The sequence below is a fragment of the Nostoc flagelliforme FACHB-838 genome (assembly GCF_014698065.1).
Taxonomy (GTDB): Bacteria; Cyanobacteriota; Cyanobacteriia; order Cyanobacteriales; family Nostocaceae; genus Nostoc; species Nostoc flagelliforme_B.
This window is the reverse complement of sequence record NZ_JACJSI010000189.1, coordinates 1-11,653: the sequence shown is the minus strand read 5'-3', so window position 1 is coordinate 11,653 and position 11,653 is coordinate 1. Positions and strand designations below refer to the sequence as shown.

General features: G+C 40.5%; 13 protein-coding genes and 1 pseudogene. 7 read left to right on the top strand and 7 right to left on the bottom strand.

Annotation, left to right across the window (positions count from 1 at the left end; genetic code table 11):
• Window positions 1-344: 344 nt before the first annotated feature.
• Complete coding sequence (locus tag H6G97_RS36440) at window positions 345-536, bottom strand: hypothetical protein (RefSeq protein ID WP_190945512.1); 192 nt, start codon at window positions 534-536, stop codon at window positions 345-347.
• 554 nt (window positions 537-1,090) lie between these two features.
• Here H6G97_RS36440 and H6G97_RS36435 point away from each other — a divergent pair.
• The 4 genes from H6G97_RS36435 to H6G97_RS36420 all read left to right on the top strand — a co-directional run bounded on the left by H6G97_RS36435 (window position 1,091) and on the right by H6G97_RS36420 (window position 2,601).
• The gene (locus H6G97_RS36435; RefSeq protein WP_242055768.1) at window positions 1,091-1,399 is read left to right on the top strand and encodes a sigma factor-like helix-turn-helix DNA-binding protein; all 309 of its coding nucleotides are present in this window, start codon (window positions 1,091-1,093) and stop codon (window positions 1,397-1,399) included.
• 337 nt (window positions 1,400-1,736) lie between these two features.
• The gene (locus H6G97_RS36430) at window positions 1,737-2,093 is read left to right on the top strand and encodes a hypothetical protein (RefSeq protein ID WP_190945510.1); all 357 of its coding nucleotides are present in this window, start codon (window positions 1,737-1,739) and stop codon (window positions 2,091-2,093) included.
• Between the two features lie 36 nt (window positions 2,094-2,129).
• Window positions 2,130-2,330: a hypothetical protein gene (locus H6G97_RS36425; protein WP_190945508.1), complete on the top strand. Its 201-nt coding sequence runs from the start codon at window positions 2,130-2,132 to the stop codon at window positions 2,328-2,330.
• Window positions 2,331-2,349: 19 nt separating this feature from the next.
• The gene (locus tag H6G97_RS36420) at window positions 2,350-2,601 is read left to right on the top strand and encodes a hypothetical protein (RefSeq protein WP_190945514.1); all 252 of its coding nucleotides are present in this window, start codon (window positions 2,350-2,352) and stop codon (window positions 2,599-2,601) included.
• A 585-nt stretch (window positions 2,602-3,186) separates the two neighbouring features.
• On the opposite strand, the gene H6G97_RS36415 is transcribed toward H6G97_RS36420, so the two are convergent.
• The 5 genes from H6G97_RS36415 to H6G97_RS36395 all read right to left on the bottom strand — a co-directional run bounded on the left by H6G97_RS36415 (window position 3,187) and on the right by H6G97_RS36395 (window position 8,020).
• A complete protein-coding gene (locus H6G97_RS36415; protein ID WP_190945506.1) occupies window positions 3,187-3,504 on the bottom strand; it encodes a hypothetical protein in 318 nt (105 codons plus the stop codon).
• 702 nt (window positions 3,505-4,206) lie between these two features.
• Window positions 4,207-4,482, bottom strand: coding sequence for a hypothetical protein (locus H6G97_RS36410; RefSeq protein WP_190945504.1), 276 nt, complete (start codon window positions 4,480-4,482; stop codon window positions 4,207-4,209).
• Window positions 4,446-5,435, bottom strand: coding sequence for an aromatic ring-hydroxylating dioxygenase subunit alpha (locus H6G97_RS36405; RefSeq protein ID WP_190945502.1), 990 nt, complete (start codon window positions 5,433-5,435; stop codon window positions 4,446-4,448). The genes H6G97_RS36410 and H6G97_RS36405 overlap by 37 nt, the downstream gene beginning before the upstream one ends.
• A 467-nt stretch (window positions 5,436-5,902) precedes the next feature.
• Window positions 5,903-6,556, bottom strand: a complete 654-nt coding sequence (locus tag H6G97_RS36400; RefSeq protein WP_190945500.1) for a hypothetical protein — start codon at window positions 6,554-6,556, stop codon at window positions 5,903-5,905.
• A 366-nt stretch (window positions 6,557-6,922) separates the two neighbouring features.
• On the bottom strand, window positions 6,923-8,020 hold the full coding sequence (locus H6G97_RS36395) for an aromatic ring-hydroxylating dioxygenase subunit alpha (RefSeq protein WP_190945498.1): 1,098 nt from the start codon (window positions 8,018-8,020) through the stop codon (window positions 6,923-6,925).
• A gap of 675 nt (window positions 8,021-8,695) precedes the next feature.
• Between H6G97_RS36395 and H6G97_RS36390 the strand changes: the two genes are divergently transcribed.
• The 3 genes and pseudogenes from H6G97_RS36390 to H6G97_RS36375 form a co-directional block, all read left to right on the top strand.
• Window positions 8,696-8,935: an integrin alpha gene (locus tag H6G97_RS36390; RefSeq protein ID WP_199349889.1), complete on the top strand. Its 240-nt coding sequence runs from the start codon at window positions 8,696-8,698 to the stop codon at window positions 8,933-8,935.
• A 462-nt stretch (window positions 8,936-9,397) separates the two neighbouring features.
• The gene (locus tag H6G97_RS36380) at window positions 9,398-10,357 is read left to right on the top strand and encodes a calcium-binding protein (protein ID WP_190945496.1); all 960 of its coding nucleotides are present in this window, start codon (window positions 9,398-9,400) and stop codon (window positions 10,355-10,357) included.
• A gap of 421 nt (window positions 10,358-10,778) precedes the next feature.
• Window positions 10,779-11,006, top strand: a pseudogene (locus H6G97_RS36375) (IS701 family transposase); the annotation flags it as partial.
• 184 nt (window positions 11,007-11,190) lie between these two features.
• Here the strand turns inward: H6G97_RS36375 and H6G97_RS36370 are convergent.
• Window positions 11,191-11,433 carry a hypothetical protein gene (locus H6G97_RS36370; protein ID WP_190945494.1) on the bottom strand — a complete coding sequence of 81 codons (243 nt, stop codon included), beginning with the start codon at window positions 11,431-11,433 and terminating at the stop codon, window positions 11,191-11,193.
• Window positions 11,434-11,653 lie beyond the last annotated feature (220 nt).

Below are 11,653 nucleotides of genomic sequence, written 5' to 3'. Positions count from 1 at the left end.
AAGCGCTGCGGGCGACAAGACCAGACCCAAGTCTCTCTTTTGCACGAGCCGTTGGCTAGAATCTAGGTTGCTACACATAATCGACCTGTCAGCCTGGTTTGGGAAAGATCCCTTGCGAGGATAAAAAAGGCTAGGATGCATATATAATAAGCCTCATAGTTGAATGGTACGCTTGTTAAGCTAAAGAGTATGCAGCGTAAGGATTGCAGAGGGGCAAGGGTGCAGAGGGGAATTTCTAAATATCCGTTTGTATACCTAAAACTTCTTCTTTCTCCCCTGTTCCTCTGCTCCTCTGCACAAGAGCTGCCTCAACAATTTTCCCTTTTCAAGCGTGCCATTCCACTTTAACGGTTTTGATAAATCGAATCACGCCCAGCTTTTGCTGCTGCTTCAGCATTATAGTAAATTGGATAGCCGCCAACCACCGTTCCATCGGGGCTAATAATCCGAAACTGCCAACATTTACCCAGAGTGTAGAATACGACTAAAACACGAGATTGAATACAGACAACTGAATGAATCTTGCTGGTAGTCATTTTAATGTGCAGTCGCGTTTGCTGAATATTAATAAAGTAGCTATTCTCATAATGAGAACAAGTATAAATACTTTATAAGTGGAACTAACAGATCAAGCCTAGTTATAGACCTTCTGGAAGTTTTTTTTTACATTAGCACTTTTTACAACTAACTTAAGTATGAATAATAGTCTATCTTAAGTTAGTTTTTGAATGCATATACTTATTGTTTTAACCGTATATTTTGCAGAAAGTGTAACCTGATTTAACCCTTGCTCTATAAGGGTTTTATAGACATGGGGTAGGCTAAACTGTAACCTGGTCAGTCAGTTTTATACCTATCTGCGCTTATTAGATCAAGTCTGGACTGGTGAAAATATGCGTGTGTCTGAATTAATCGCCCTTCTAGAACAGGATACTGAAGAAACCGACAAGTAATAGACAGAACAAGTCTTGATTAATACGATATTCGGGTATTGGCAACTCTTCTATAATGATTTATTTATTGCTACCACATCTATCTACTCGACCCCTAATAGCATATAACGGTATCTCGCACTCCAGTCTCGCTAGAAATGCGAGTCGGGAATGAGCGTGAAACTGAACTAGCTGATATTTTACCGATGGATGGTATTTCCCTAGATGAACAAATAACTCTTGAGCTTTTACACCAAGACTTGAGCAATTTGCTGATGTTGCTCAATCCAAGGCAACGAGAAGTATTGACTCTACGTTTTGGATTGGAAGATAATCAAGAATTAACTTTGAGTCAAGTTGCAAAACGCCTAAATCAAAGCCCGGAAACAATTCGCAAAACTGAACATCTTGCTCTCTCTATTTTGCGCTCTCATCAAAACAAGATTGAAGACTATCTTCTTAATTAGGACTAACTAAGGGTTGTTGGACTCTAGTAGTTCGCTTTCGTGACGAAAGCGGGGTAAAGGGTTTAAATCCCTTTACCCAGTATTCTGGTTACTGAGCGCAGTCGTAAAGCCTACGGCATAGCTACGCTTAGGGCGTAGCCTCTCCAAGAGTTGTATCCCCTTTTCTCAGTCTGAAAAAACGTATTTTTGGTTGGCAGACTACCTGACTTTCCACATCCTGTGAAAAGCCAGAAGACTGAATAAGGAAGAACAGCAGTTTACTCGTGAGTTGTTCTGTTTTGTCAGGTCAGATCCGATTGGGAACTAGTTAGCCGACATTTTCTTCTATGAGCAAAAAATGATGCTTATAAATCGATTATTTAAAGGATTGGCTGTTGTCTTGACAGTAATGGGAGGCATAGTAATTATTTGGTTAGTAGCTAACTTTATACAGTTGCAGCTAAGGATATCATCCTCTCCTCTTCAAGGCGGTTTAGCCAGAGGGCTTATTTTAGCTTCTCAGGCTCGACAAACTGAACTAACTCTCATACTTTTGTTTATTGCTAGCGCAGTTGAGATTGCTTTATTCTGGCTACTAGTAGTTCTTAACGTTATCTCTCGACACCGTGGTTTTATAGCTACTTTAATCCTCTTCATTTTCGTTGGAATTTTCGTTTTTATTGTTTACAGTCAGGATTTACAGGTATCAAGTTAAGTTCTGAGTTGAGACTAGACAACAAGAAACGACCCAATGAAAAAGAGGGGAAAAGGGAACCCCTTGCCTCTGTCTGGTTGCGATCGCATATCCGTCATGAGTCGGTGGCGATCGCGTACCCGCACTTTCCGGCGGCATCGCCTCTGCTTAATCCCCGGCGAAAAACCATCAGATTGTCACTGTTTCAATCAAATGATGCATGAATATATTGATGCCAGAAACTATCCTTATAAATAGAACAGCGATTACAGAACCGATGCCCAGCAAAACAATTGATGTCCGAGAGTACACCGTCAGAGCGCACAAGCGGGAAATTCATACTCGCGTTTTTAACTTTGTGTGTAAGCAGTGCGAACAACCCACACAACGAGAAACCTTTGGTGTCCGACCTCTATATTGCCAGAAATGCCGTCCGCCACAAGCACCCAAGCAATCGAAAGTAGTCCCTATACGCAAGAGGAAACCCAGAGCTACGAACTACAAGAGTGGCAAAGGCATTGCTGGGTGATTTTTTGCCTCAGAATTTAATACCGTAGTCACGCGTTCTATATAACCCTGTTTTGTCACTCTCGGAAAACAATAATCGAAGCTAAATTCTGAAACTTTGATTTGATAACGCTTTAAACTTTTATTTTCTAACAATAACTAAGGTTTTGTAGCAAAAATCTGAAAATTAAAGCTCTGAAAGATTTTCAACGATTGGCTTTTCCCAAAGTGACAAAAGAGGGATAAGTAGATATTGATAATTCACTATGACAACTAGATTATAACTACCAGACCATAACTACTAAAAGCCCAAAACCTCCAATCTATTTTTAGGGCATTGGACGAGCGCGCCTGTCAATCCCCACAGTCAACACCATACACATGTCTAGAATCGCAAAATTAACCCCACTCGTGATTCAAGTGTAGCATTGGGTATTGGGAATGAAGGGGAGAGAGGACAGGCGAGCGCTATTCCTCAGTTGCTTTGGTTAAATCTGTGCTGCTTCTTAGCTTCTGCTCTATTTCGTTTAGCCCAGCACTAACCACCAACATTTGGGATCTGGGTATACAGCCGAATGGCACTAAGAAAAGCGGAAACCCTTATCAATTAAGCAGTTTGTAATTGTTTACGTAATTCATGCCGGGGTTTGGTCATCAAGGGGTAAATTTTGGGGCGACGTTTACGAACTCGTGGTTGACTACGACCTGGGCGGTCGGGAACAGCATTATGGCAAGTTTTGTCTGTATCTAATACTTGAGATAAAAATGCCCATAAAGTTACGAATGGGTCAAATAACCGTTTTTTATATTTGATTTTTAGTTCAGATATTGCAAGTTTTATTGTAGATTCTGGCAGCAATTCTTTAAAAGGTAGCCCTAAACCCTGACTAAATTTATCCTTGAGGATTTGTACTCGTAGTGTCACAGTAGTAATTATGGTATTTGCTTGCTCGTCTCAAAGAAAGTATTTCATGAACGAGTAAGCTTTTTCTACCTCCAAAAAATTTTTAGATTGTACATCATCCCTCCATCCGCGCTTACCTGACTTATGCCATGACTGCGGGAGTGAGCATTAAAGCTGTAGTCCATATCCTGCATAGTTTAGAGCTTTTCTTAGTGCCATTCATCTGTAATCTTTGCAGGATAAGTACTACAGCCTTTAAAGCTATGAACAGTGTAGGCATGGGGCAAATGATTTTCCTTGGTGCAGTGCAGCGATCACTGCAAACAAAGTTGAGCTTCCTGTGTAATGGCTTACCAGCCTGCTTTATAACGATACCTGCGGCAGTAAACTAAGTTGTGCCTGACTCCAGACAGTGGAATTAAATGCACGGGTTGTCCAAAATTGTTTGTACAAAGCGTCTATCTCAGGTGAAAGTCAGTCAAAGTAGAGGTTCTGTGAACCCTCACGAACTACTCAAAAACATTTCACAAACTCATTTGATGAATTTGTGAGATGTTTCTCTGGCACGCTTACACAGATTTTGCCCTGTGAGGAGACGGCTCACGCTTAACGGGAAAAGTCAGATTGTGTATAGGGAGTTAGTAGATTGGAATCGATAGCCATTATTATTTATGTTGTGGTTTCACGTGATGTTGACGACAATCCTTTGAGTGAGCGGCAATGCTAAATAAGTTTAAATACAATTTTTGCTGAACTATCTTCACAGGCAACCAAAGTATCGAACAAGCAGGTAAAACTTGCATTGGAAACAGCAATTGACCTGCGACCGCCAGCACTATGAACATACCCAGGCGCTCGAAGCTGCGATAAAGGTTTTTCTGCACCCATGCTAGAGTCTGAAAAATGTTTGAGTAAAGCAACCGCCGCTTGGTTAAAGATGCGTTCTTCATGATTTGAAAGGCTTAAAATGGCGCAGTCGCCCAGCCCATGTCTAGGCATTTTTTGCGTAGTTTGCGATAGGCAAGTGATAAGGCATCAGAGGAAGTATGAATTTCATCCGTTAAGTTGTAGGGAATTATTTTAGGGCGTTGAGATTCAACTACCAACTTATCTTCCTGGTTGATTTTGACACTATATTTTCGGAAGATAGCATCTGCCCAAGGTTGAGTTAAAAAACTACGAAATTGAATAAATTTAGAAACAGTAGTGTATTCATTGACGGGGACATGGGCAACAAAGCTAATGAACCGTTCAAAATCACTAAAAATGATATTAGGCATATAGAAAGAACGTATAGTCTTAATTTCTGAGTAGTTTTTGCGGTGAGTGTATCTCCAGAAAATACCTTTAGGAGTGTGCTGTTTGAGATTAATCAAGCTACTCCCACCCCAATCTTCTAGATAAGTTTCATACTCTGGAAGTTGCGGTTGTTGGGCCATGCCACTACCAAAAGAATTAGCATGAACAAAAGCTGAGTGAGCAGGATCAATAGAGTTTTCGACTAAGCGGGTATAATGAGCATTCCATTTAAACTCAAATTGCAAAGGTCGCAAAGCCGGGTTTTTAACTTCGGGAAATGATGGCAGTGGGGGACGTTCTTTTTCAGGCAAATCTCCCCAAAATAGCCAGACAAAACCGTATTTTTCCAGGACTGAGTAAACCTTGAGACTCGCTTTTTTAGGAATAGACACTCCAGGTTGATTAGCGGGAGCTTCAATACAAGTACCGTCATTTTGAAATTTCCAGCCATGATAAGGACAACGAATACAATCATTTTTAAGCCAGCCATTGGATAAAGCAGCACCTTGGTGGGGACATTGATCTAAAAAAGCCACTACCTGTGTTTGTGAATTACGGTATAGAACAAATTGCTGGTTTAAAAGAGGAACTCGCTTAGGCTTGTTGGTAATAGCTGAACTGAACTCACACGCATACCAGAAATTTTTTAACATACTCACTTTCTGTTTTTACACTAAAAAATATGAGCAGAGCCAATCACGAAGAAAATTGCTGATTGTTTGGTTTTTATCCGGCATATCACCACTAAACACAAAGCAACTATTAATCAGATAGTTCCTGTCCAATAAGGTGGTTCGATACCAACATAGTCAAATACTGCACCTACCTACATTGGGGCAATTACTTGTGCCAAACTAGCGATCGCTGGCTTGCTCCCGAATCGTACCTTGTTCTCCAATAGCAACTTATTTAGAAATCAGCCCCATGAGTGAGTGTTGGTGTCACCAAACTAATATCCATTGGAATAAAAATCAACGCTGGATAAAGCATTGATATTGTTGAGACAAAAGCAATTAAAGTAAATTCCATAATCATCATTCCAAAGCTAGCAAATGCTAAATGCTTGTCTTTAAAGTGTTTTACTAAACGCCGGACAATCAAATGGTTGGTAAAAGTAAAATCAATAAACTATTAACTGTGTTGCTAGTAGAGTCAAGACAAATATAAAATCAACTGCTGAACTAACTAGGGTACCAAAAATGCGTGGAGGTAAAGCATTGCCAGAAAACATAACTAGGGTTCCTACTAACATCCACGGCCAATTTGTTTCACGCCAGATAAAAAACCCTATTACCCCTACCAGTAGAGCAGTCAAAATTGGTAGCATTGGCAAGCCACAACTTTTAGGTTTATAACGCAAGCTTCCAGCAAAAGTTATTGGTACTAATTCTAAACCAACAAAGTCACTCATCAATCCAAACGTAATTAGTCCCAAAGCGATCGCCCAGCATCCATAGTACACATTTGAGTTATTTGCCCATACAACTCCAGCATTGCTAGCTAGTTTGACAGCAACCACTACCAACAGAGGTACAAATAAATTGTGTAACAGAAAACGCAAGCGATTAAGCAATTCCAATAAAGCACCTTGATCAATGAAACGGCCTATAGAAATTATCAAATTGTCATAGGTCATTCCAACTAGTACCAAAATTAGCAATGTTGTATTAATGTTATCCGAGTGTCTAAATAAGTTAAGGCTCCAAATCACTAACCCCAAATTGGCTAATGTATAAGTGGGATGCAAAAAAGCTGCCATTCCTGGATTTTTCATATTTTTACAGAATGTCTACTTATTTTAAAAATTAGGCATGAGGCAATACGCAATACTTGTCGGGTTTTGGGGAAAAGGAGAAGGGAAAAGAAGAAAGAAAAAACCTTTAATCTTTACCCTTTAACCTTTCCCCAAATCCAATGCCGAGTTAAAAATGCAAAACCCGAGCAGTATTGGGGCAATACGGTTCGATTGAGATATCTCTTCGTTGAGACAGCAGAGGAGATGCATTCCTCTCTGCATCTTTGCTCCCTTGCTTGCCTTCATGAGTAAATTTCTTATGGGAACCGTATTCGGGCATGGGGAACAAATATTTCTATCTGTAGTTGTGCATTTAGGTTCATAACGTCTAATTGCTAAAAGACACTAAGTATTCTCTAACGTAGAAATCTCCTGAATTTGCTGATATAGGAATTCTGTTGATGTTTGAACATCTGCATAAGTTGGTATATTAGGCTCAGATTCCGTGCCCCAGCCTATGTCTAGACATTTCTTGCGAAACTTGCGATAGGCTATTGATAAGTTATCTGAGGCAACATGGAATTCGCTAGCTAAATGATCAGGCACAAGTTTGGGAATTTGAGACTCAATAATTGGCTTATCTTCTAACATGGTTTTTAAAGCCCGTTTTCGCGCATCCCCATCAGCAAACGGTAAGGTTATAAAGTTACGAAGAACAATCCATTTAGTAAGCGTTGTATTATCATCAATTGGGATATGAGCAATGAAGAGAATTATTTTGAAATTACCAATAGGAAAGTCAAATTCCAATCGGCTAATAGTAGGCATATAAAAGGAAAGGGTTACTCTCAAAGGGCGTGAGTGCTGTTTGTTGAGTATGGTTTTCCAGAAACCTCTAGTTTTCTTGGACTGATTTGCTGTGATAGTAGCACTCGCACTCCACTCTCCTACACGCACATCATACTCTTCAATACTTGGTTGGTGAGTGATACCACTGCCAATAGAATTATGATGAATAAAAGGCACATGAGAGATATCAATTGAGTTTTCCAATACGCGAGTATAGTGAGTATTCCATTGCAAGTGGCCGTAAACAGCACGCCAACCAAGAGTATCAAATTCAGGAAGTGGTGGAATTGGAGGACGTTCTTTTTCAGGTAGGTCTCCCCAGAACAACCAGATAAAACCATATTTTTCTTGGATTGGGTAAGTATTTAAACGTGCCTTCTTAGGAATAGGCAGACCCGGTTGATTAGCAGGAATTTCAATACAAGTACCGTCTGCTTGATATTTCCAACCATGATAAGGACAGCGGATGCAGTCGTCCTCTACCCACCCGTGAGATAGAGATGCACCACGATGCGGGCATCTATCTAACAAAGCAAGCACCTGCCCTTTAGAGTTGCGGTACAAAACAAACTCAAGATTAAGCATGGTTAACCGCTTAGGCTTGTTTGTGAGCGCTGAACTAAATTCACACGCATACCAAAAATTTCTTAGCATTGCTTGTTTCTACTTTTAAATCAATAAATGGAACATCAAGTAGACAAGTAAAAATAACTCATTTAGTTCTTAATAAAATGCATTGTAATTAACTCCACTAGGCTTAAAAAAAACTACTAGATTAAAGTTCGGAGACTCACAAGGAATAAAATGCCCAACCGTCGTTTTACCGTAAAGGGGAAAGTACTACAATACTTAGATAGGTTGAGCCATGTGCAGATATTGCTGCGCTGTTGAAGCTAGTTGTTGAAGCAAAATATCTATTTCATCAAACGAGGTTTGATTCACTTAGCACTCCAAAACTTTGCTTTCCCTCTATATTTATTTCTGGCAACAGAGGGCAAATTTTATGCAAAAGAATTTTTATCGTTACAAAAGTTTACATTTACCTAGCTTGAAGTTTTGCAACAAAATCCAAATTTTGCATAAAAGCCCACCTAAAAAAGCTGATAGATAAATAGAAGTACTTCAATACTTATTTGTCTAGTACTTCACGAACTACTTTGCTCGTGCCGTTCCTTCCCTACGGGACACTCCGCGAAGGGGATGCTAAGGGATCGCAGGTTTCAAAACTGGAATTTTTTGTTAGTGGGACTTAGACAAAAAGACTTTGTGTAGCCGCCAATTCCATTTACCAAGGCTCTCGACTTCCTACTATAAACATAGGAGAAAAGCATGGTTAATTCATCATTTAATTTCTCTAACCTCGACGGCACTAATGGCTTTGCAGCGGATGACAGATCAGGCTATTCTGTCAACAGTACCGGAGATGTCAACAATGACGGCATCGCTGACTTGATTATTGGGGTAGCAGGTACCAAACCCAACGACGACTTTCTGGGCAAAGCTACGTGGTGTTTTGCAAGAGTACAGGCTTTGATGCCACTCTCAACCTATTCACCTCAACGGCGCTAACGGCTTCACCATCAACGACATCCCACAGAGGGGGTTTTACATCGTAAAACATCCATTCACAAGGTAGTTTTCAGATGTGTTAAGAGGTTGTTTAAAAACTTTGATAGGTTGTAAAAAAGCTCTCTCAGTATACGCTGTGAATAAATAGTAAACAGCACCGAAAGAGCAACATGAGTAAAGCTTACCCTAGCAATCTGACCCGTGCCTAATATGAATTTCTCAGCGACATGATTTCAGAACCAAAACCCGGTGGTCAGAAGCGTGAAGTAGATATGTGGCAAGTTCTCAACGCAATCTTTTGTGTTCTTGTAAAGGGAGTGCGATGGTGAGCTTTACCCGGTGACTTTCCCGTATAGCACACGGTGTACACCTATTTTTGTAACTGGCGCAAAGACGGAACATAGTTGAAAATTACCTGATGCCTTTTGAAATCAATTCCTGAAAGTTGAAAGGAAAAAACACATGAATATTACTGGTACAAATGAGGACGATTTTCTTGCTGGCACTATTGGCAATGATCGCATTGATGCTTTCGATGATGACGATACTATTGTAGCCTTAGCCGGTGACGACGTAATCTTTGGTAACGATGACGAAGATCTGATCGTTGCTGGAGCAGGAAACGACACAATTGATGGTGGAAATGGCGACGATTTAGTATTTGGAGATGCTGGGAATGACTCTATTGATGGCGACAATGGGGTTGACGTGATCAATGGGGGGAACGGCAATGATCGCATCATTGGTAACAATGACAATGACCGCATATTCGGTGATGCAGGGAATGACACCATTAATGGTAATGATGGAGATGACATCCTCAATGGCTCTGATGGCGCCGACGTAATTTCTGGTGACGCTGGAAATGATCGAGTTTTTGCGGGTACTGGTAACGACACAGTATCAGGTGGCGGGAGGAATGACCAACTCAATGGTGATGCAGGCAATGATGTTGTTCAGGGTGAAGCTGGTAACGACACCGTATTTGGTGGGACTGGAGTTGGAAATGACACCCTTACTGGTGGAACTGGCACGGACTTATTGATTGGTGGAGCTGGTAACGACTCTTTATGGGGTGGTGATGGGAGTGATCGTCTGATCGGCGTTGAACCTTTTGCCCCAGGATTCGGATCGATTGTTAACGAAGTTGATACCTTAACTGGCGGGGCTAATGGTGATACCTTTGTTTTGGGAGCAGGTAATGAAATTTTCTATGATAATGGTAATAATAGTGACTACGCCCTAATTACTGACTTCAATATCAGCCAGGACTCTATTGAACTACCTGAATCTACTTTTAGCTTGGGTATTATCTCTATTAATAATGCCGTAGGGACAGGGATATCTTTTAACAACGACTTAATCGCGGTTGTTGAAGGAGTTTCAATTTCAGATTTTAGCAGTGGCTTTGATTTCGTCTAAACACATATCACTATGAGTTGTGAACTTTGAAGTAAAAGGGGCTGGGGACTAAAACACCGATTCACTAATAAAACGCGAGGTTGAAAAACCGGATTTTTAGGTCATTTCAACCACAGTTTCTTTCTTGTGCCTAAAAGAAACCCGAGTTTTTCGTCATGACTCTGAATACTGAATCGGTGTTCTAGGGATTAGGGATTGGGTGCCAAATCGAAAATTATGGTGGGGGCTGTCTTGGAAAGTTCTGATTTAAGAAAACCTTAGCTCAGACTTTCCGCTTTTACCCATCACCAAATTTTAAAAAACTTTTTCCCAGTGATTATCCCTGTTTTGTCACTCTGGCAGTAGTATAATAAGGTACAAACGCTAGAACCAAGACACAGAGTATGTACAGCCTCGTCCAGCCGCACCAACAGTAAAATTCGTGGACGAATATTGCCAATGGTATAAAAGCCTATTTCCAGATGTTAGGAGCTTCGAGGCTTTTAAATACCTTCATGTAGGGTGTATTTCTGAACTAATACGGAAAACCCTACCAGAAATAGCAAAAATTGTAGGATTCGATAATCAGCAAGGTTTGCATCATTTTTTAACTACATCACCGTGGGATGTAGAGAAGTTAAAAGCTAGTGTGGTAAAACTTACTAGAGAAGACGACTCTCTAAATTAGCTAAGTAACCCTTGGGGTCTCTGCGAAATCGATATTGTTCAATTCTGGCTTTGTGGTGTTTTTGCAGTTGAGAGCGTAATTCGAGCCAAGCATGAATATCAACTTGTGCTAAATCAGATGCGGTAAAAGAATGAAGCTTAGTAGCGATGTCTACGACGGGCTACGCCTACGCACAGGCAAGTTTGACAGAGCCACGAATAACGAGGGATGAGGGGGCAACCTTACGACCGGTACAACGACGTTGATGATGACGTAGCATACCAAAAGCATGTTCTAAGTCATTATTAGTTCTGGGAAAATCTTCAATTTCATAACAATGAAAAAGTCCAGACCAGTAGTTATGGGTGGTTTTTATAAAGTTATCGATTGCGGTATTCAGTGTACCAGCTTTCTGTTTTTGTTGGGACATTTCTGTTAAAAGTTGCTGATAACTTTGTTTGACTCCAGCAGCATCAAGAGCTATTTTATTGTTGAGAATATTACTAGCTTGTATCTTCCCACTGATATGCAACCCTAAGAGGGTGTTTGAAAAGTTTTAGGGAGTCAAAATTTAAGCAAGTCGCCTCACCATAATACGGATCATGGAAAGGTAGATAAAAGTCTCAGAGGTTTCGGGCAATAACTCATAA

What these genes read in the sequence shown, in the direction of transcription:
- H6G97_RS36440 (WP_190945512.1), bottom strand. Translation starts at nt 536, where the DNA reads ATGACTACCAGCAAGATTCATTCAGTTGTCTGTATTCAATCTCGTGTT.
- H6G97_RS36435 (WP_242055768.1), top strand. Translation starts at nt 1,091, where the DNA reads ATGCGAGTCGGGAATGAGCGTGAAACTGAACTAGCTGATATTTTACCG.
- H6G97_RS36430 (WP_190945510.1), top strand. Translation starts at nt 1,737, where the DNA reads ATGATGCTTATAAATCGATTATTTAAAGGATTGGCTGTTGTCTTGACA.
- H6G97_RS36425 (WP_190945508.1), top strand. Translation starts at nt 2,130, where the DNA reads ATGAAAAAGAGGGGAAAAGGGAACCCCTTGCCTCTGTCTGGTTGCGAT.
- H6G97_RS36420 (WP_190945514.1), top strand. Translation starts at nt 2,350, where the DNA reads ATGCCCAGCAAAACAATTGATGTCCGAGAGTACACCGTCAGAGCGCAC.
- H6G97_RS36410 (WP_190945504.1), bottom strand. Translation starts at nt 4,482, where the DNA reads ATGCCTAGACATGGGCTGGGCGACTGCGCCATTTTAAGCCTTTCAAAT.
- H6G97_RS36405 (WP_190945502.1), bottom strand. Translation starts at nt 5,435, where the DNA reads ATGTTAAAAAATTTCTGGTATGCGTGTGAGTTCAGTTCAGCTATTACC.
- H6G97_RS36400 (WP_190945500.1), bottom strand. Translation starts at nt 6,556, where the DNA reads ATGAAAAATCCAGGAATGGCAGCTTTTTTGCATCCCACTTATACATTA.
- H6G97_RS36395 (WP_190945498.1), bottom strand. Translation starts at nt 8,020, where the DNA reads ATGCTAAGAAATTTTTGGTATGCGTGTGAATTTAGTTCAGCGCTCACA.
- H6G97_RS36390 (WP_199349889.1), top strand. Translation starts at nt 8,696, where the DNA reads ATGGTTAATTCATCATTTAATTTCTCTAACCTCGACGGCACTAATGGC.
- H6G97_RS36380 (WP_190945496.1), top strand. Translation starts at nt 9,398, where the DNA reads ATGAATATTACTGGTACAAATGAGGACGATTTTCTTGCTGGCACTATT.
- H6G97_RS36370 (WP_190945494.1), bottom strand. Translation starts at nt 11,433, where the DNA reads ATGTCCCAACAAAAACAGAAAGCTGGTACACTGAATACCGCAATCGAT.